We start from the raw sequence: 20,357 nt of genomic DNA on the forward strand, positions 1-20,357 counted from the left end.
GCCGGATATAATCCTTGCCCGGCCCGGTTTGGCTTGTTAAGCCGACACTACTTTGGCGGTTCATCAATACCAATATAAGTGGCGGAGGATTTCCTTCGCCAGCGGATACTGAATCTGGAGTGAATGTGATGTTAATCCCCGTCATCTTGTCCGGTGGTGCTGGTACGCGACTTTGGCCGGTCTCCCGTGAAGGGCACCCCAAGCCGTTCATGAAACTAGCGGATGGCGAGAGCCTGCTCTTCAAGACATATTGTCGGGCGGCGGCCGTCGCCGGAATCGGTGCGCCTTCGCAGCGCGGAGAGATCTTGACGGTCACGAACCGCGACTACTACTTCATGAGCAAGGACGAGTTTGCTTGCGCGAAGCTCGGCGAAACTCAGTCCGGCGCGTTCATGCTCGAGCCGATGGGCCGCAACACGGCGCCTGCCGTGGCCATGGCTGCGCGCTACGTGGTGGAAAAGTACGGGCGCGATGCGCTGATGCTGGTACTCGCCGCCGATCATCTCGTTCAGGACCAGGCGGGTTTTGCCGCGGCCGTTGCGAGTGCGGTCGAATTGGCGATGCGCGACAAGCTGGTGACGTTTGGTATCGTTCCGACGAGCCCGGACACCGGTTTCGGCTACATCGAGGCGGGAGAGAAAATCGGCGACGGCCGTATGGCGCTGCGCTTCGTCGAGAAGCCGGACGCGGTGAAGGCTGCCGAATACGTTGCAACGGGCAACTACCTCTGGAACTCGGGCATGTTCTGTTTCAAGGCCGGGGTGATCCTCGACGAGATGAAACGCCATGCCCCCGATGTCGCGGCAGCCACCGAGTCGTGCTGGGCATCGTTGCATGCCGACAAGTCGTCGGGGCAAATGCTCGAGATTCCGGCCGAGACGTTCGAGAAGATGCCCGATATCTCGATCGACTACGCGGTGATGGAGCGCTCGTCGAACGTGGCCGTGGTGCCGTCCACCTTCGGTTGGAGCGACATCGGCTCGTGGGGTGCGATTCGCGATCTGGTCGCACCGGACCAGGACAGCAACCGTGCCGTCGGCGATGCAATCTTTGTCGATAGCCACAATACCTACGTGCAGAGCCCGGACCGCCTGGTGGCGGCGGTGGGTGTGGCCGACCTGATGATCATCGATACGCCGGATGCCTTGCTGGTTGCGCATCCCGATCGCGCGCAGGATGTGAAGCAGGTGGTTGCGTGCCTGAAGAAGCAGAATCACGACGCCTACAAGCTGCATCGGACCGTTAGCCGTCCGTGGGGTACCTACACGGTCCTGGAAGAGGGGCCCCGCTTCAAGATCAAGCGTATCGAGGTCAAGCCGGGCGCCAGCCTGAGTCTGCAGATGCATCATCACCGCAGCGAACACTGGATCGTCGTGTGCGGGATGGCCAAGGTCATCAACGGCGACAAGGAAATCTTCGTTCGCACCAACGAGTCCACGTACATCCCTGCCGGCCACAAGCATCGCCTTGAAAACCCGGGCGTGCTCGATCTCGTGATGATCGAAGTGCAGAGCGGCGAGTACCTTGGGGAAGATGACATCGTTCGCTTCCAAGACGTCTACGGGCGGGCTTGATGCAGGGAATGCTACGAGCCCTCTGGGCCTATCGCGGGTTCATTCTGGGAAGCGTCAAGCGGGAGTTTCAGTCCAAGTACCGCAATTCCCTGCTGGGTGCGGCGTGGACCGTGCTCAATCCGCTTGCGATGATCGTCGTTTATACGGTGATCTTCTCCCAGGTGATGCATACCCGGTTGCCCGGCGTGAATAGCACGTTTGCATACAGCATTCACCTGTGTGCCGGTGTGCTGCCGTGGGGCATGTTCGTCGAGATTGTGAGCCGCGCACAGACCGCGTTCATTGACAACGCCAACTTGCTGAAGAAGTTGAGCTTTCCCCGGCTGTGTCTGCCGGTGATCGTGGTGGTCAATGCGCTGGTCAACTTCGCGATTGTCTTCGGGCTGTTCACAGTCTTCGTGCTGATTACCGGTAATTTCCCCGGGTTGACGTACCTGGCCATCATTCCGCTGCTGCTTCTGCTGACGCTGTTTGCCATTGGCCTCGGCATTACGCTAGGTGTGCTGAACGTATTTTTCCGTGATGTCGGGCAGTTCTTCGGCATCGCACTGAATTTCTGGTTCTGGCTGACGCCGATCGTGTATGCGATCAACATTCTGCCCAAGTCTGTCCAGACAGGAATGCAGTTCAATCCGATGGCGCCGTTGATCGAAGCTTTCCAGGTCGTGATGGTTCAAGGTCGTTGGCCGGAATGGCCCCAGTTGTGGCTCGTTGCGCTACTGGGTGTTCTGTTGTGCCTCGCCGGTTTCAGCTTGTTCCGCAAACATGTGGGCGAAATGGTGGATGAACTCTGATGGGCACCATTACCGTTACCAATCTCGGCAAGGCATATAAGCAGTACCCGACGCGCTGGTCGCGCCTTATCGAATGGATCGATCCGCGCAACAAGCTGCATCACACGCCGCACTGGGTGCTGCGGGACGTGAACTTCTCGGTCCAGTCCGGCGAAGCGCTCGGCATCATCGGTATCAACGGTGCCGGCAAGAGCACGTTGTTGAAGATGATCGTCGGGACCACGCAGCCGACGGTCGGCAGCGTGACCATGACGGGGCGTGTTGCCGCGTTGCTGGAACTCGGGATGGGGTTTCATCCAGATTTCACCGGGCGCCAGAACGTCATGATGGCCGGGCAGTTGCTCGGTTTCAGCGTTGACGAACTTCTCGCGCTGATGCCGGAGATCGAGGCGTTCGCGGAAATCGGCGAATACATTGATCAGCCCGTGCGCGTGTATTCGAGCGGCATGCAGATGCGTCTTGCATTCAGCGTCGCGACCGCTCGCCGCCCTGATGTGCTGATCGTCGACGAAGCGCTTTCGGTCGGCGACGCGTATTTTCAGCACAAGAGCTTCGACCGCATCCGCGAGTTTCGCAAGCAAGGCACGACGCTCTTGATCGTGGCGCATGACAAGGCGGCGATCCAGGCTATTTGCGATCGTGCGATTCTGCTGAATGCCGGGAAGCTGGAGATCGAAGGGCCGCCAGAAGAGGTCATGGACTACTACAACGCGATGCTGGCTGATCGCGCGAATCACTCCGTCAAGCAGGAAACCACCGGCAGTGGAGCGGTGCAGACGATTTCGGGTACGGGCGAGGCCGTGGTCGACGAGGTCACGCTGCTGGACGAGTCAGGTCAACCGGTCGAAGTGATCGGCGTCGGGCAGCCGGTTACGTTGCGCATCAAGGTCAAATGTGTGCATGCGATCCCCGAGCTGGTGGTCGGGTACATGATCAAGGACCGGCTTGGGCAGACGGTGTTCGGGACGAATACCTATCACCTGAAGCAGGTACTGGTCGATCTGGCCCAGGGCCAGTCAGTGGAATTGCATTTCGGATTTACGGCCAACATTGGTGTGGGTAGCTATTCGGTCGCGGTGGCGCTGCACACCGGAGATGCCCATCTGGCCAACAACTACGAATGGCGTGATCGGGTGTTGATGTTCAACGTCGTCAATATGAAAGTGGAAGATTTTGTCGGAGTAGCCTGGCTACAGACGACGGTGAGGAGTTTGCCGTAGTGGATAGCTTTTATCGTGCGTTTGAAGATCGGCACCGCGGCTCACGAGATCTGATCAAGGGTCGACTGGGCAAGTATTCGCCGTTCGTTCAGCCGTTGGCGGCGTTGTACCCGGGAGCAAAGACATTTGACGTTGGTTGTGGCCGCGGCGAGTGGCTGGAGCTAATGGGTGACGCTGGCTTTGCCGCGACAGGTGTCGACCTCGACGCCGATATGCTCGAGGCGTGCCGGGAGCGAAACCTCTCGGTATCCCAGGGCGATGCGATCGAGTATCTCGCGAAGCTGGATTCGAACAGCCATGCACTGATTTCGGCCTTTCACGTCGTCGAACACGTGAGCTTCGAGCAATTGAAGCGGCTCGTAACCGAGGCTCTGCGCGTGTTGAAACCCGGTGGCTTGCTCATTCTTGAGACGCCGAATCCGGAAAACATCGCTGTAGCGACGTGCAACTTCTATATCGATCCGACGCACCAGAAGCCTATTCCACCGCTGTTGCTTTCCTTCGTCGCGGAACATGCGGGATTTGACCGCGTTAAGGTCGTGCGCCTGCAGGAATCAGCGACGTTGACCGACGCACAGGCGCAGATTCATTTCATGAATGTCCTCGGCGGCGTGAGCCCCGACTATGCAATCGTTGCGCAGAAGGAGGCCGCCTCAACCGAGGGCGCATTCGATAGCGCATTCGAGGCCGAATACGGACTGACGATCGACGTCTTGGCACAGCGATACGAAACGCAGCTTGCGTCGAGTATTGCCCAGATCGAGGCAAGAGTGCAGCGTGCGGAGGAGGCTGCGCGGGAATCCGGCGAGCAGTTGACAGACGAGCTTCATTCGCTGTCGGAGCAACTGCAGCTCGCCGAGGAGCGATATCAGCGCGCCGAAGAGCGATATCAGCGCTCCGAGGAACGATACCAGCGCTCCGAGGAGCGGTACCAAAGCTCCGAGGAACGATACCAACGCGCCGAAGAGCGGTACCAGCATTTCGAGGAGCGATATCAGTACTTCGAAGAGCGATACCAGCACTCGGAGGAACAATACCAGCGTGCCGACGGGCGGCGCCAACAGGTCGAGAGCCAGGTGCTGGAGATGCAGACGCGGCTTGAGCAGACCGAAGCCATGCTGCATCAGGCGAACGCGCAATTGCATGCCGTCTATCAGAGCACGTCCTGGCGAATTACCCGGCCGGTTCGGGGCGTGAAGCTCGTGCTAAAAGGGCAAGGAAAAGTTGTTTTTAAGGTAGGAGCCAAGCGCGCGATTCAGCGTGCCGCAAAATTCGGGGGGAAACATCCCTGGTTCAGGCGGCTCGCCGTATTCGCTCTCAATCGTGTTCCTGGTGTCAAGCAACGATTGATTCCCGTTGTTTCCGATACCGTACATCTCTATCGTCCCCGGCCTGAAGTTGCGCCGGAGGGATTGAGCCCGCGTGCTCAACAAACCTATGCTGCGCTAGCTTTTGCAGTGAAGAACTACGAGAAGAGGGAAGAGGGTTGATGCGCATCGTCATCGATATGCAGGGTGCACAAAGCACGGGTTCGCGCAATCGAGGCATAGGCCGTTATACCCAGGCCATTGCCAGAGGGCTGGCGCGCAATCGCGGAGAGCATGAAATTATTCTGGCTCTCAACGGCTTGTTTCCGGAAACCATTGGGCCTATTCGCGAGGCTTTTTCGGACCTGCTGCCGCTCGAGAACATCCGTGTCTGGCACGCTGCTGGACCTGTGACGCATGCCGATAAATCCAACGATTGGCGCAGGCGTGCTGCGGAGTTGGGATATGAATCCTTTCTGTGCGCGCTGAAGCCCGACTTTGTCTACATCACGAGTTTGATCGAAGGGCTTGGCGATGATGCGGTAACTAGCGTACATCGCTTGCAACACGAGATTCCGGTTGCTGTCACGCTTTATGACCTGATTCCGTATATCAATCCCTCTCCGTATCTGGACAATTCAGCCGTAAAGTCCTGGTATCTGGAGAAGATCGAGCATTTGCGCCGCGCCGATCTGTGGCTGGGTATTTCGGAGTCCTCGCGACAGGAAGGCATCGCGCATCTCGGTCTGCCCGCGGAGTGGTCGGTCAATATCAGCACCGACGCTGACGATTCATTCCTGTCCATCGACGTTTCCCCGGAACGCGAATCGGCTTTGCGCAAGCAGTATGGGGTGACCAAACCGTTCGTACTTTACACGGGCGGCATCGATCACCGCAAGAACGTAGAAGGCCTGATTCGAGCCTACGCGCTATTACCCGAAAAGGTGCGGCGCGACCATCAGCTCGCGATCGTATGTTCGGTACAGCCCGCGAATCGGCAGGAACTCGAACGCCTTGCGCAGCAACACGGTCTGCGCAAAGACGATGTCGTGCTGACCGGATTCGTACCAGACGAAGATCTGCTGTTTTTCTACAACCTGTGCAAGCTGTTCGTCTTCCCGTCGTGGCATGAAGGCTTTGGTTTGCCTGCATTGGAGGCTATGCGCTGCGGGGCTCCTGTCATTGGCGCCAACACATCCAGTCTGCCGGAAGTCATCGGCTGGGATGACGCCATGTTCGATCCGCATTCCGACGCAGCCATTGCTGCGGCGATACAGCGTGGCCTGAACGACGCTCCCTTCCGGGAAGCACTCATCCGGCACGGCAAAGAACAGTCGCGAAAGTTTTCGTGGGATGAAAGCGCACGCCGCACCATTGCAGCCATGGAGCGGTGGCATGTCCAGGGTAAGCAGCCTGCATCTCAACGCGAGTCGCGGCGGCTAAAGCTGGCCTATGTGTCTCCTCTGCCGCCTGCTCGTACGGGTATCGCGGACTATAGTGCCGACCTGCTGCCCGAGCTTGCGAATCATTACGACATTGATGTCATCGTCGACCCCGATACCGTGGGAAATGCCCAGTTCAATAGGGTAACGGTGAGGTCGCCTCAGTGGTTCGTGGAGAATGTCGGTCGATATGACCGCGTGCTCTATCACTTTGGCAATTCGTCATTCCATCGCTACATGTTCCCGCTTCTGGACGTCGTTCCCGGGGTGGTGGTTCTGCATGACTTTTTTCTGTCAGGCATTGTTGCGGAAATGGATACCCAAGGTTGGCTGCCGGGGTGCTGGTCGCAGGCGTTGTATGAAAACCATGGCTACGTCGGGTTGGCAGAGCGCCATCACAAGGCGGATATCATAGATACCGTATGGAAGTACCCGTGCAGTTTGGAGGTGATTCAGAGGAGTTTGGGCCTGATCGTCCACTCCGGGAATTCGAAACGTCAAGCCGAGCGATGGTATGGCGGCGACGTGAAGGACTGGGTCGAGATTCCACTTATGCGTGTTGCCGATGTCGATTTCGACAAGGTTGGTGCGCGCGCCGCACTGGGCATTGGGGAAAATGACTATCTAGTGTGCGCATTTGGCTTGCTGGGTCCCATGAAGTTGAATCTTCAACTTCTGAAGGCCTGGGCAGATTCATCGCTTGCGAAAGAATCGACTTGCCATCTTGTCTTTGTTGGGGAGAATGATCAGGGACAATATGGGCAGGATGTGTCTCGCCTGATCCGTGACCTCGGTTCGAAAGCTAACGTTCGGATCACAGGCTGGGCCGATGTTTCAACCTTCCGCCAGTATCTGACGGCCGCCGATGTCGGCGTGCAGTTGCGAACCCTGTCGAGAGGGGAAACTTCCGCAGCCGTGCTGGACTGCATGAATTACGGTAAGGCCGTCATAGTCAATGCCAACGGCAGCATGGCCGACCTCGACGATGACGCAGTCTGGAAATTGCCGGAGACATTTACCGAACAGCAACTTATCGAAGCTCTGGAGACTTTGCGCTCTGACGCCCAATTGCGTACGAATATGGGTCGTATCGCAAGGCAAGTCATCCTGGATCACCACGCTCCGGACTTGTGTGCGAAGCAGTATCGTGACGCGATTGAGCACTTCCATGTGGCCGGGTTGTCACACCCCGGTATACTGGCGCGCGCGATCGCCAGGCAGGTCGGGGCGGCTGATGACGGGCAACTGCAGCAAGCCGCGATGGCCATAGCCAGGAATACCACGCTGCGCAATGGCAAGCGGCAGCTTCTAGTGGATATCTCCGAGCTGGTTCAGCGCGATGCGAAAAGCGGTATCCAGCGCGTGGTAAGAAGCTTGATCAAGGAATGGCTGGAGCGCCCTCCGAGCGGCTTCAGGGTGGAACCGGTTTATGCGACGACTGCCCAGTCGTATAGCTACGCCCGGCGTTTCACGGCAAAGCTGATGGGTTTTGAAGATGCGTGGCTGCAGGACGCTCCTGTCGACTACGGCGCGGGAGACGTGTTTCTCGGTCTCGACCTGGCGCCGGAGATCGTGCCGGCGCAGCGGGCGTTTTACCAGAAGCTCAGGTTTCAGGGCGTGCAAGTCAAGTTCGTCGTGTACGACCTGCTGTGCATTTACCTGCCGCAATATTTTGCGCCGGGCGTTGCAGAGAATTTTGGTGAATGGCTGGAGGTCGTCGCGGAGAATGACGGCGCTTTCTGTATTTCAGAGGCCGTCGCGGGCGATCTTGCTACATGGGTGGCGCAACATGCACCCGAGCGCAATGCCCGATTCGCGATTGACTGGTTCCACCTGGGCGCGAATATTCAAGACTCCGTCGCTTCGACGGGAGTCCCCGCTGACGCCGAGGACTTACTCGAGAAGCTGAAAAAATCGCCCTCCTTTTTGATGGTCGGGACGCTGGAACCCCGTAAGGGGTATGCCCAGGTTCTGGAGGCATTCGATCGGCTCTGGCAAGAAGATCAACACGTCAACCTCGTCCTGGTGGGTAAGCAAGGGTGGTTGATGGGGGATTTGGTCTCGCGAATCAAGGGACATCGAGCGTTCGGCCGTCAACTGTTCTGGCTGGAAGGTATTAGCGACGAATACCTGGAAAGGATTTATGCCGCGTGTTCATGCCTGATCGCCGGCTCGTATGGAGAAGGCTTCGGCCTTCCTTTGATCGAGGCAGCCCAGCAGGGGATTTCGATCATTGCCCGAGATATTCCGGTGTTCCGGGAAGTCGCAGGCAATCATGCTTATTATTTTTCCGCAGAGACTGGTCAGGATCTGGCCGTTGAAATCAAGGCTTGGTTGGGACTTGAAAACATGGGGCAAGCGCCTTCTTCCGAAGGCATGCCTTTCTTGACCTGGGCGCAAAGCGCCCAAGCCTTGGCGGAGCTTTTCACAAAAAGCGCATCAATTTCGTAAGGAAAGAGCATCACTATGAAGACAGCCATTATCACCGGCATCACTGGCCAAGACGGTGCCTATCTTGCGCAACTCCTGCTAGAGAAGGGCTATACGGTTTACGGCACCTACCGCCGCACGAGTTCGGTGAACTTCTGGCGCATCGAAGAGTTGGGCATTGCGAAGGACCCCAACCTCCATCTGGTCGAATACGACTTGACGGATCTGTCGTCGAGCATCCGCCTGCTGCAAACTACCGGCGCGACCGAGGTCTACAACCTCGCTGCGCAAAGCTTCGTCGGTGTGTCCTTTGACCAGCCGGCCACCACGGCGGAGATCACCGGCATCGGCCCGCTGAATCTGCTCGAGGCCATCCGCATCGTCAACCCGAAGATCCGCTTCTACCAGGCGAGCACGTCCGAAATGTTCGGCAAGGTGCAGGCCATTCCGCAGATCGAGTCGACGCCGTTCTACCCGCGCAGCCCGTACGGTGTGGCTAAGCTCTATGCGCACTGGATCACGGTGAACTATCGCGAAAGCTACAACATTTTCGGTTGCAGCGGCATCCTGTTCAATCACGAATCGCCGCTGCGTGGCCGCGAGTTCGTGACGCGCAAGATCACCGACTCCGTCGCGAAGATCAAGCTCGGCCAACTCGACGTGCTCGAACTCGGCAATATCGACGCGAAGCGCGATTGGGGCTTCGCGAAGGAGTACGTCGAAGGCATGTGGCGCATGTTGCAGGCCGACGAACCGGATACCTACGTGCTAGGCACGAATCGTACGGAGACCGTACGCGATTTCGTGCGCATGGCGTTCAAGGCGACCGGAGTCGACCTCGAGTTCAAGGGCCGTGACGAAAACGAGACCGCGATCGACGCCGCGACCGGCAAGACGCTCGTCAGGATCAACCCGAAGTTTTATCGTCCGGCGGAAGTAGATCTGCTGATCGGCAATCCGGAGAAGGCAAAGAAGCAACTGGGCTGGGAGCCGAAGACGACGCTCGAGCAACTGTGCGCGATGATGGTCGAAGCCGACCTGCGCCGCAACGAGCGCGGCTTCTCGTTCTGAGGCACCTCGGGCGCCGGTCACGGGGCTCGCCGGCTGCATGAGCCGTGCTTTCGCACGGTTGTTTGCTGCAGTGGGCGATCCCGTCGTCGGGTCGCTTAAAAGAATAATGCGGAAAGACACTCCGCGCTGGATGTACAACAAGGGGCATGGGTGAAGGTTGGTTTTGGTACGACGGCATTGGCCCGTAGCATTGCGCACGGCGGGGTGGACGGCATTGGCTCTTACACCCGGGAGCTGGGGCGAGCCCTGCTTGCCGGCGGCGGGGTCGATCTCGTCCCCGTCGGCTTTCGTGCGTTCGTCGGCGAAGACGTGTTGGCGGGCGCCCGCCCGCCCGTGAATCTCGGCCGCCACGCGGTCATGGCGACACTGGGCGCCGTGAGTCCGTGGAATTGCGTCGCGGAGAAGGACCTCGTCGCACAGCACGTGGACGTGTTCCATGCAACCGATCACCTGATTCCAAAACTGTCTGCGATACCTGTCATCGCGACCTTGATGGATGCCATTCCGCTGTCGAATCCCGAGTGGACGACCGTGAAGCTGGCCGCGTTGCGCCGTTGGCTGTTGCGGCGCTCGGGCGCATGGGCGGATCATGTCGTCACGATTTCCGAGTATTCGAAGCGCTCGATCGTGGAGCACTTCGGCATCGCGCCAGAACGCATTTCCGTCGTTCCTCTGGGTGTTCACCCGCGGTTTTTTGAACAGATCGACCAGTCGGCCCGTGACGAGGTGCTGAAGCGCCTGGACCTGCCTGGGCGGTTCTTCCTGTGCGTGGGCACCTTGCAGCCGCGCAAGAATATCGAGCGGGTTCTGGACGCGCATGCGAGTCTGCCGGCCGGGCTGCGTCGGGATGTGCCATTGGTCGTCGTGGGCCGGGCCGGGTGGGGGTGCGAAAGCCTTGTCGCCCGCCTGCGCGCGAGCGAAGCCGAAGGCAGTGCGCGCTGGTTGCAGTATCTGCCGGATTTCGACGTGCGCGCGCTAATGCAATCGGCCACCGCGCTGGTGTTTGCGTCGCTGTGCGAAGGATTCGGACTGCCGGTTGTAGAAGCGTTCGCTTCGGGTCTTCTGGTCATTGCGTCCAATACGACGTCCGTTCCCGAAGTGGCGGCAGATGCCGCCATCATGGTGGATCCCAGCAACGCAGGTGACATTGCCGATGCCATGCGCCTCGTGATCGAGGGTCCTCGCGAAGCGGACGTGATCCGCGAGGCTGGGTTGGCGAGAGCGCGAGCGTTCACCTGGCAGGCGTGCGCCGAGAAGACCGTGGCAGTTTATCAATCTGTCCTGGATGGTTCATGTCGCTCCTGACTCAATCTGCCTCGGGGCAATGCAGCGTGACGTTGGGGGTAGATGTCACCTGGATGGTTGGCAATTACCGTGGCATGGGACGATTCGCGCGTCAGCTCATTGAGCCGGTGAGTGCGTCGGTGCTGGGTCTCGCGCCAAGCGGCGTGACCACCACGGATTGGCCATGCGTTAGTGATGGCCGCCGTTTCTTTCCATGGTGGGAGCAGGTCGAACTGCCTCGCCTGTGCGAAGCGCAGAAGCTGGATTACCTGTTGTGTCCGTACAACACTGGACCATTGCGTTCAACGGGCCGGACCCGCCTGATCTCGGTCATATATGACCTGATCTATCTGCAACCCTGGCGGGTGCTGCCTCCGTCGAGATCCCTGTATCAAACGTTCGGGCGGGTGTACAGGCGGCAGGTGGTGCCCCGGCTGGCTCGCCGCGCCGACGTCGTGCTGACTGTATCCCGCTTTACCCAGCGGGAACTGGTCGAGCAGTTCGGACTGTCGGAAGAGGATGTGCACCTCATTCCGTGTTCGATTCCGGATGACTGGTTCGCTCGTCCACTCAGTGAGGCAGCTCGCCAACCCTACCTGTTTACCGTGGCGGGCGAAGTGCCCAGCAAGAACGTCGATCGCCTCCTGCAAGCGTTCGCGTTGGCGAGGCCGACGCTGGATGACGACATCAGGTTGCGCATTGCCGGGATCAAGTCGGCGCATCACGAATATTTCCTGCGGCGGGCATCTGCACTGGGACTCGCAGGTCATGTCGAGCTGCTCGGGTATGTATCCGACCAGGAACTGAAGCTGCACTACCGTCAAGCACGGGCATTCATCTTTGCTTCGTTGTTCGAAGGGTTCGGCATACCGCTGTTGGAGGCGATGGCATCGGGTACGCCTGTCGCGTGCAGTAACACGACTTCGATGCCTGAGATCGTTGGTGGGTCCGGTCTGCATTTCGACCCATTTTCGGTTGGCGAGATGGCCGAGCAGATCCGCGGCATATGCAGCGGCGGCGAAACATTCGAGGCGAGGGTCCGCAACGGAGTGGACCGCGCGCGTCTGTTTTCGGAGTCGGTCGTCGCCCCGTCGATTCAGGAGTTCTGGGAACGTTTGTCGTGACCACAGAAAAGAAAAAGCTGCTGGTGCTGACGCCCAGACTTCCCTACCCGGTGATCGGCGGGGACAAACTGAGGATCTATCACCTCTGCAAGGCGTTGTCGCGCCAGTATTCGCTGACGCTGCTGAGCCTATGCGAGACGAGCGAAGAGATGGACTGCGAGCTGCCTGACGACGGCGTGTTCGACCGGGTCGAGCGAGTCTTTCTGTCGAAGGCGCGTTCGTACGTGAATACGCTGCTTGCGCTGCCCACGCGGACGCCGTTGCAGGTCGCCTACTATCGGAGCCGGGCATTTGCGGAAGCAGTTGAACGGATGTTGCCCTCGCACGACGGCGTACTCGTCCATCTGCTGCGCTGCGCCGAGTACGTGCGCAAGTCGGACAAGCCGCGCGTGCTCGAAATGACCGACGCGATCTCGCTGAACTACAGCCGGATCAAGCAGCTCAAGAACGCACGGGGGCTCAAGTCTCGCGTGCTCAGACTCGAAGCGCAGCGCCTAGGCGACTACGAGCGAACGATCGTCAACGACTTCGATTTGTCCGTGCTGGTTTCGCAGACCGATAAGGATTACTTGTTTCCTGGTTCGAACGCCGAAAATGTGATGGTGTGCTCGAACGGAGTCGACTTGTCTGGGTTGCCGTATTCGGTACGAAGCACGGCAAGCCGCGTGCTGATCTTCATCGGCGACATGCGGACGGTCCAGAACGAGGACATGTGCCACTTCTTTGCGCAAGAGGTGTTGCCCTTGCTGCGCAAGCGTGCGGACTACCTGTTCAGGATCGTGGGTTCGATTTCCCCCGCGCTTGCCGAGCGGTTCAGGGCCTATGACGGTGTCGAGGTGACAGGGCGGGTTGCGTCGGTGGCAGACGCCGCCAGAGACGGTGCAATCGGCGTGTGCCCGATGCGGATCGGGGCAGGCGTGCAGAACAAGATTCTGGAGTATATGGCGCTGGGGTTGCCTGTAGTGGCGACTTCATCCGGGCATGAGGGGCTGCATGCCGAGGCCGGTCGAGATCTGGTGATCGCGAACACGCCGCAGGAATTTGTCGATCGGATCGAGTGGCTCATGGTCAACGAAGCCGCGGCGGTTGAAATGGCGGCGCACGCTAGAAGGTTCGTTGAACGCGAGCACGGCTGGGGGAGAATGATTGATCCGCTGCTTGCACGACTAGATATGCTGCTCTCGCGAGATTTGGCGCGCCCTTCTTGATGGAGTACGCTCACTTGACCTGCCCAGGAAGACGTCAACGATCTTCTAGCTTGGCACTCGAAGGGCCACTTCCGTCGCCGCGCCACGCCCGATAGGTAGGGGTGCTCGCCCCATTTCTCACAATCTACCCGGCACCGCTCGATCCGTCGTCAATGGTCTGATGGACGACCGCTTTCAAAGGATAGTTGCATCAATAGACGCGCTTTGATGCTTATCCTCGTCCCGCCGTCGGACCGTTTGGCGACCTTGATCGTCTCGGTTACGGCGGTGCCTTCGCAACCTTCCTTACTTTTTCAGAGTTTGCAGAATTCACTCATCAGCGTGTGGATTCCTGCAATAGGCCGCCTGACTTCAATGAAGGAGACATCCGGCAGGCGGCCCATCTTCCGTGAATCGGTCACGGTGCTGCTTCAATCCATAGCCTTTGAATGCCAACTGCGAGCTTCCGGGTATCTGGGCTTACTCCGAGGGAGGTCGGGGAGACCGGCTGCGGTGGGCGAATCTCGATGCGTTGTGCTCCATTTTCGCCTTCAAATTGCATGGAGAACTCTCGCATATCGGCGGCTGGAACGAAACTTTGAACTTGCTGACCGATGGCCACGCCAACGGGTTGCCCTACGTTCGGGCCGAAAGCCTGAGCACGCAAATGAAGGATGAAGTGGTTCGGGAGTGGCTGTGCGAACTGTAGAGTAACCACGGGCGACACGTTGGCGTCCGACCACCGTCCCCAACTCTCCGGGACTGACAAACCATTCACGTCATCCAAAAAAGTCGGCAGGCCCTGGCGCGTGAAATCAATTCCTTCGGCAAGGCTTCCGTGATACCTGACGCCTCGCGCATCCGCGATAAAACCTGCATGCTCCATGATTTGCGCAGGAGACAGGTTGGCGGGGATCTTGTCGACGTTTTTGCCATTCACTCTCAAGTCGAAGAAGACCAGACGGCCGTTCTCGCTGATCGCCGCGGGCGGACTCCCTAAGATATGAGTGATCTCAGCCTCCTCCGCCGCTCCGTTGTCCGCGTATCCATGCCGGTCCAAATACAGGCCGCTAAAGCCAACCTTTCTTGCAACCTCGATCTGTCGTTCCAGCGGTTCACGTGCCAGCGCTCGGAAAAAGAAATCTCCGGATCGGCCCTTCATTACCCCATAGCTCCACGCCAGCGACGAAGAGTGCAAATAACCCCTGGCTAGATCGTATGGTTGCAGAGCATTGATCGGCGGCGTCTCGGGAAAGCCGGCATACGGGAGTTGATAGATCGCACTCCCCGGAGGAACGATCCGTTCAATCTTCCCGACGAATTGGGCATCGCTGTGATACTCCGCCTGGGTTGCATTCAGGTAGTCGGTGGACGTTGAAGCCGTTTGATCCCACACGGCAAATGCGCAAAGAGCAACGCTCGCAACTGTAGCTGAGCGAGTGAGATTGTTACGCACCTTACCGTAAATCAGTCGCTGCTCGATTAAAAGCAACGTTGCAGCAATCGAGGTGAATGCTAGAAAGACGCTAGCTCGATTCCCTGCTCGCATCATTGGGCTAATCAACAGACTGAATACTGTTGAAAATCCACCGATGGTGCAAAACAGTGTTAGCGAAAAGGTAAGCACCGCAAGAGCGTTGAGTCGATCGCGCTCCCCTTCCTTGCTCTGCCTGGGTGCTATCAAAAAGATAAACAGAGCAATGAAACCGACACTTCCAATGAGTCCGAGTGAGGAAGTTCCGTTCTCGTTAACAAGTGGAAATGTCGATGAATACTTGAAATTCAACTTGGCAAACGGCCGAAATCGATGCTCGGGGCGCGGCAACAGGAGCTGCGCAATTTTTAGACCATATATTTCCGTCTCCACTGGGGAGCGATCAGTCGCCTCTTGATTTGCGCCGTGTTCGATACGATAAATGGCATTGGGGACGAGATTTACAACAATGCCGGTGGATACGATCGCCGTCGCAATCAGGCATGCATATGTGGACGCGATTGTGCGTGTTCGCGCGTAGCGCACCACACCTGCAGTCAAAAATGCGATAACGCCGAAGAACGAATAGTAAACACCGAAGCACGAGAGTATCGCAAGCGTGACGACATCAATGGCGCGTTTCGCCAAATGACGTCTTTTATCGGTAAAGGTGAGGTCGCCCACATAAATTCGGTAAGAGAACCAGATAAAAATGGGGGCGGCGAAGTACCAAGTGTAGAAAAGATGAGGGTACCGCAGAAAGTGAAATGGCAGGATCGTGAAAACGAAGCCGCCCGCAAAGCTAAACACCCGGGATATCGAAAAACGACGCAATACAAAATATCCCGCGATCGCGTTTATCGGAAAGCCGGCAAGAAAGTAGATGTTGAAGGCCCGGGTGGCGCTCCCTGAGAGAATGCCAAAAATCTTCAGAGCTAGAATGCTTCCAGAGTCCGGAATTGGATAGTCATAGAGATATCCGCCGAATGGCGCGCCCATCAGAGTGCTATGGAAAATCCATGGATTTTCCATAGCACGTTTGATCCATGAGAGGATCAGCAATACGTCGCCAGAGTAAATGAGCGGTACATTGAGATCGAAATGCCTGCCCCCGACCATCCACCAACCAACAACTAGTGACACCAGAGCTAATACGGTCGGGATGCCCCACACCAAAAACTTACCTTTTATTGGTGAATGTACAGCCGACGTATCTTTTACGGTGAGATCTGTCATGGAATTAAATTCTAGGGTTAGGCTGCGGGCGCAATAGAGTCCGATTTCTCAGCGGTAGCCGAGCTAGCGTCGTCAGACGCAGCGATGCCGTTGATTCTCTCTCGTTCAATCACTAACGGACGTCTCTGGGCATAAGTCAGAATTGCGCCCACGTACTCACCCAGCAAACCGATGAAAAACAGTTGCACTGACGAAAAAAAGAACAACCCGATGAGCATCGGTGCACTTCCCATGGTGAAGCTGTTCCAGTACATCAACTTCAACACGAGGTAGACGAGCGATAGACAGAGGCTTACACCTGACAGGAAAAACCCTCCGATAGCAGCAAGCCTGAGCGGCACCTTCGAATGCGAGGTGATGCCAAGCATCGCGATGTCGTACAGCGTATAGAAGTTGTTCTTGGAGATCCCACGTTTGCGTCGCGGTTGCACATAAGGCAACTGGATCACATCGAAGCCGATCTCGCAGATGAGCCCGCGAAAGTACGGATAGGGATCGTCAATTTTCCGCAGAATTTCAATAATTCTCCGATCGTAGAGCCCAAACCCGGTGAAGTTTTGAATGAGCTTTACGTTCGCAATGCGCGTGACTAAACGATAGTACATGCGGCGGAGTGCAAAGAAGAGCGCAGACTCTTTCGATTCAGGCTTTACGCCGATCACGATTGGTGCGCCCGCAAGCCACTTCTCGACGAAATCACGCATCAAGTCGGGAGGATCCTGGAGGTCGGCGACGAGGAGAATGACAGCGTCGCCCTTAGCCTGCATCAGTCCGTACATCGGAGAGCGGATATGCCCGAAATTTCGCGCGTTGACGATCACACTAACGGCAGGGTCTGTCGCCGCAATACTGCGCAGCTTGCTGACAGTCGCGTCTGTGGACGCATTGTCGATGAACAGGTGATCGTATGTCACACCGGGAATCGTCGAGAATACTCGGCGAGCCTCGTTGTACACCGCCTCGATGTTTTCCTCCTCATTGAAACAGGGAGTGACGACCGTAACGTGCTTCATGGGAAATTGAAAACAAACTGACGGTTAAGGATGAATGCAAGCAGGCTGAGTGGAATCAGCATGAGTGCATTTGCGACGTAAATGCTGGCGCCATGATCTAGCAACAAACGTACGCCGCCGAGATTTACCAGGTAGACGACACAATAGACGCCCACGAAACGCCAGAAACGCGAGCGAGGCGCACCAGAGAAAACCAGTCGCCCTACGCTCTGGAAGTTGAACAGGACGCCACCGACCGTTGCGAGGCCGATTGCGATTGGGTAGACGACACCAACGTAGGTGAGTACGGCGAACAACGAGTATCCGAATGCGGTGTTCAGCCCGCCGACAACCAGAAAGCGAACAAGCTGAATTGCCGTTTTTCGCATTGGCTCGCCAGCGAGACCACGCTCGCTTCCCGTCTCGCCTACAAACTCGTCGGGCTTACTGTTGGAGTTGGGCGCTTGCATCAAGTGCCTTTCTGATCCGTTTCTCAACACTCTCAGGGGCCAAACCGTGGCTCTCCATCAGATACGTATAGTTACCGCATATTTCGCTGAAACGATCTTGAATGCCGACGCGTACAAATGTTCCAAGGTAGTGACCCATCAACGTTTCAGCGACCAGGCCGCCAAGTCCGCCGTAGATCGAATGTTCCTCGAACGTGATAATTGCCTCTCGGCCCTTGGCCAAGGTACGCAGTGACAATTCCGGGAATGGTTTGAGACAAGGGGCGGAAACGACGTCTGCATTGCCCAGTGCTGCAGCCACTTTTTGTGCCAACTTGACGCCAGAGCCAGTGGCAACGAACAGAAAGGGCGCGCCAGTGTTAGTCGCCGCAATCAAATCGCCGTTTGACCAGTTGCTTAGAGGTGCACTATGGATGTCACCGAGGTCGGCCTTGCCAATTCGAAGGTACGCGGGACCCGGATTGCGCATGATGCGCTCTGCGCATGCAGTCAATTCGAATCTGTCGCCAGGCGAATAAATCGAAATTTGGGGTACAGCGCGCAACGCGGCGATATCTTCGGTGGACTGATGGCTAGTGCCAAGCTGAGCGTAAACGACTCCAGCTCCGTCGCCGATAAAGGTAACGGGCAAATTCTCATAGCAGACATCGATCTTGATCTGCTCAAGCACGCGGATCGGCACGAACGCTGCCAAGCCATAGACGATCGGGCGGAACCCCGCCTTCGCGAGTCCGGCAGCGACGCCAACCATATTTTGCTCGGCTATGCCGCAATTCAGATACTGATCGGGGCATGCGTGCCGGAACGCATCGAAAAGCGCGTAACCGTGGTCGCCTGTCAGCAGCAACACCTTGGGGTCTTGTTTGGCTGCGGTTACCAATGCGTTCGAAAATGCATCTCTCATTGCTGGCCTCCCAGTTCAGACACGGCAGCTTCATAGGTCTGGGGTGTGAGCCGCGTGTAGTGCCAGATATTGTCGTGCTCCATGAACGAGACGCCTTTCCCTTTGACTGTCTTGGCGATTAGCGCCTTTGGACGTCCGTTCTTCTGGTTTTTGAACTGCTGATAGGCGGCACCAATCGCAGCTTCGTCGTGGCCGTCGATGCTCATCGTGTCAAAATCGAAAGCCGCGAACTTCGCGGCTATATCACCAAGGCCAATGACGTCATCGGTCGAGCCCATGGCTTGAAAACCGTTCACGTCTACGATTACTACGAGGTTGTCCAGTTTGAACTGAGCAGCAAAAAGGGCAGCTTCCCAGATCGGCCCTTCGTTCAATTCGCCGTCTCCAACAAGCGCGTAGCACATTTGCTCCGTCTTTTTTCTCTTGGCACCCAATGCGAGTCCGACGCCAACAGACAGGCCGTGTCCTAACGAACCGGAAGTGACTTCGATACCCGGCACGTGTGTATCTGCCAAGCCTTTAAGATGGGTACCGTTTCCGAAATACCGAGCGATGTCCTGTGCCGCGAGCCAGCCGATTTCATGCAGGCAGGCATATTGCGCCATAACGCCGTGCCCCTTACTGAGCACCATGTAGTCGCGCTGTGCGGAGCGTGCGTCGTTTGCATCGAAGCGCAAATGGCTTCGGTAAAGCACTGCAAGCAACTCCACGATTGAAAATGCGCAGCCAATGTGGACTGTCGACCCCGCAAACGCCATATCCAATATGGTCTTGCGCAGGCGAACTGCATCGAATTTCGTCATGCCGTGACCGCCATGCGGTTCCAGTTGATCGTCTTGAGTAAGGCGTCTCCGAGAGGCGTTATTTCTGCGACATTGAGGACGCTGCGCGCCTTTGTCGTATCCGGAACGTACCTCGGGGCGGGGGCGCCTGTCGGGGATATGCGCGGCGTCGCCAGAATGTTGGAGCCGCACAGGGCTTCGATCATGCGTGCCAGATCAATAATCGAAATCTCACGCTCGGATCCTACGTTGTATGCCTGGCCGCGTTCGCCGGAAAGCAACATCTGCAAGAGCCAAATGCAGGCATCCGCCATATAGAGATAACTGCGCATCGGGCACCCGTCACCGTTGATGGTGATAGGGCGACCAGCCAAAGCATCACGAATAAAATTTCCAGCCGCGAACGGGCCGTCAAGCGGGATGCCTGGACCAATGAGTGCGTAGATCCGGGCAATAGTGACGCACATATTGCTGTGACGCCCGTACGCCGACACCAGCCATTCCGCTGCGCGTTTGCCTTGACCATACGCAGCGCTCACATCGAGCGGATCGGGTGCTCCGCTAAATGTCTCCGGTACGTGGGTGAGCGCTGGCGGCTGAGTACCATATATCGCACCGCTCGATGTGAGCAGAAAGCGCGACGCGCCGTGTGCCTGGGCGAAGTCCAGCACATTTCGCGTACCGATGATATTCGTGTCGAATATTCGTAGCCTGTCCGAGGCTTTCGCTGGATCGGCAACATCAGTTGCCGCATGAATGCATAAATCTATTGGTCCGGCGTTTGCCCTGAAATCCGCCACATCGCCTCTGATTAGCGTTACTTCAGCGCTATTGAATAGATGGGGCGCGTGGCCTTGTGCCTTGTCGGGGTCACGACTCAGCGCGATGATTTCGATTCCGCTACCTCGTACGCGGTTGGCGTGTTGCACCACCTCGAGCAGCCAGGAGCCGATAAAACCTGTTCCACCGGTGATGAAAAGCCGCGCACGATCGAACGCAGACCAGACCTCGGCGGTCTGGTCGACGATCAAATCGAGATCCTCAACGGGCAGCGGCTTACGCATAT

15 protein-coding genes are annotated in these 20,357 nt (G+C 57.4%); 9 read left to right on the forward strand and 6 right to left on the reverse strand.

What is annotated here, in order from left to right; translation table 11 throughout:
- Positions 1-128: 128 nt before the first annotated feature.
- From AB4Y40_RS26585 to AB4Y40_RS26625, 9 genes are all read left to right on the forward strand, one after another.
- The gene (locus tag AB4Y40_RS26585) at positions 129-1,574 is read left to right on the forward strand and encodes a mannose-1-phosphate guanylyltransferase/mannose-6-phosphate isomerase (RefSeq protein WP_368690344.1); all 1,446 of its coding nucleotides are present in this window, start codon (positions 129-131) and stop codon (positions 1,572-1,574) included.
- Entirely contained in the window at positions 1,574-2,368 is a 795-nt protein-coding gene (locus tag AB4Y40_RS26590) for an ABC transporter permease (RefSeq protein ID WP_368690345.1), read from the forward strand. Before AB4Y40_RS26585 ends, AB4Y40_RS26590 begins: the two co-directional genes overlap by 1 nt.
- Complete coding sequence (locus AB4Y40_RS26595; protein ID WP_368690346.1) at positions 2,368-3,588, forward strand: ABC transporter ATP-binding protein; 1,221 nt, start codon at positions 2,368-2,370, stop codon at positions 3,586-3,588. Before AB4Y40_RS26590 ends, AB4Y40_RS26595 begins: the two co-directional genes overlap by 1 nt.
- Positions 3,588-5,078, forward strand: a complete 1,491-nt coding sequence (locus AB4Y40_RS26600) for a methyltransferase domain-containing protein (protein WP_368690347.1) — start codon at positions 3,588-3,590, stop codon at positions 5,076-5,078. The genes AB4Y40_RS26595 and AB4Y40_RS26600 overlap by 1 nt, the downstream gene beginning before the upstream one ends.
- Positions 5,078-8,788: a glycosyltransferase gene (locus AB4Y40_RS26605; protein ID WP_368690374.1), complete on the forward strand. Its 3,711-nt coding sequence runs from the start codon at positions 5,078-5,080 to the stop codon at positions 8,786-8,788. The genes AB4Y40_RS26600 and AB4Y40_RS26605 overlap by 1 nt, the downstream gene beginning before the upstream one ends.
- 15 nt (positions 8,789-8,803) lie before the next feature.
- On the forward strand, positions 8,804-9,838 hold the full coding sequence (gene gmd / locus AB4Y40_RS26610) for a GDP-mannose 4,6-dehydratase (protein WP_368690348.1): 1,035 nt from the start codon (positions 8,804-8,806) through the stop codon (positions 9,836-9,838).
- Positions 9,839-9,988: 150 nt separating this feature from the next.
- Positions 9,989-11,143 (forward strand): glycosyltransferase family 4 protein, encoded by a 1,155-nt coding sequence (locus tag AB4Y40_RS26615; protein WP_368690349.1) that lies wholly within the window; start codon positions 9,989-9,991, stop codon positions 11,141-11,143.
- Complete coding sequence (locus AB4Y40_RS26620; protein WP_368690350.1) at positions 11,131-12,246, forward strand: glycosyltransferase family 4 protein; 1,116 nt, start codon at positions 11,131-11,133, stop codon at positions 12,244-12,246. The genes AB4Y40_RS26615 and AB4Y40_RS26620 overlap by 13 nt, the downstream gene beginning before the upstream one ends.
- A complete protein-coding gene (locus AB4Y40_RS26625) occupies positions 12,243-13,454 on the forward strand; it encodes a glycosyltransferase (RefSeq protein ID WP_368690351.1) in 1,212 nt (403 codons plus the stop codon). Before AB4Y40_RS26620 ends, AB4Y40_RS26625 begins: the two co-directional genes overlap by 4 nt.
- 397 nt (positions 13,455-13,851) lie before the next feature.
- On the opposite strand, the gene AB4Y40_RS26630 is transcribed toward AB4Y40_RS26625, so the two are convergent.
- Genes AB4Y40_RS26630 through AB4Y40_RS26655 form a run of 6 tightly spaced genes read right to left on the reverse strand, consistent with a single transcriptional unit; the run spans position 13,852 to position 20,355 of the window.
- Positions 13,852-16,143 (reverse strand): sugar translocase, encoded by a 2,292-nt coding sequence (locus AB4Y40_RS26630; protein ID WP_368690352.1) that lies wholly within the window; start codon positions 16,141-16,143, stop codon positions 13,852-13,854.
- Positions 16,144-16,160: 17 nt separating this feature from the next.
- A complete protein-coding gene (locus AB4Y40_RS26635; protein ID WP_368690353.1) occupies positions 16,161-17,156 on the reverse strand; it encodes a glycosyltransferase family 2 protein in 996 nt (331 codons plus the stop codon).
- Positions 17,153-17,605 carry a GtrA family protein gene (locus AB4Y40_RS26640; RefSeq protein ID WP_342921517.1) on the reverse strand — a complete coding sequence of 151 codons (453 nt, stop codon included), beginning with the start codon at positions 17,603-17,605 and terminating at the stop codon, positions 17,153-17,155. Before AB4Y40_RS26640 ends, AB4Y40_RS26635 begins: the two co-directional genes overlap by 4 nt.
- Complete coding sequence (locus AB4Y40_RS26645) at positions 17,580-18,509, reverse strand: transketolase family protein (RefSeq protein ID WP_368690354.1); 930 nt, start codon at positions 18,507-18,509, stop codon at positions 17,580-17,582. Before AB4Y40_RS26645 ends, AB4Y40_RS26640 begins: the two co-directional genes overlap by 26 nt.
- The gene (locus AB4Y40_RS26650) at positions 18,506-19,312 is read right to left on the reverse strand and encodes a transketolase (protein ID WP_368690355.1); all 807 of its coding nucleotides are present in this window, start codon (positions 19,310-19,312) and stop codon (positions 18,506-18,508) included. Before AB4Y40_RS26650 ends, AB4Y40_RS26645 begins: the two co-directional genes overlap by 4 nt.
- Positions 19,309-20,355 carry an NAD-dependent epimerase/dehydratase family protein gene (locus AB4Y40_RS26655; RefSeq protein WP_368690356.1) on the reverse strand — a complete coding sequence of 349 codons (1,047 nt, stop codon included), beginning with the start codon at positions 20,353-20,355 and terminating at the stop codon, positions 19,309-19,311. The genes AB4Y40_RS26650 and AB4Y40_RS26655 overlap by 4 nt, the downstream gene beginning before the upstream one ends.
- Positions 20,356-20,357: the final 2 nt, after the last annotated feature.

It is taken from the genome of Paraburkholderia sp. EG287B, assembly GCF_040965595.1.
GTDB lineage: Bacteria > Pseudomonadota > Gammaproteobacteria > Burkholderiales > Burkholderiaceae > Paraburkholderia.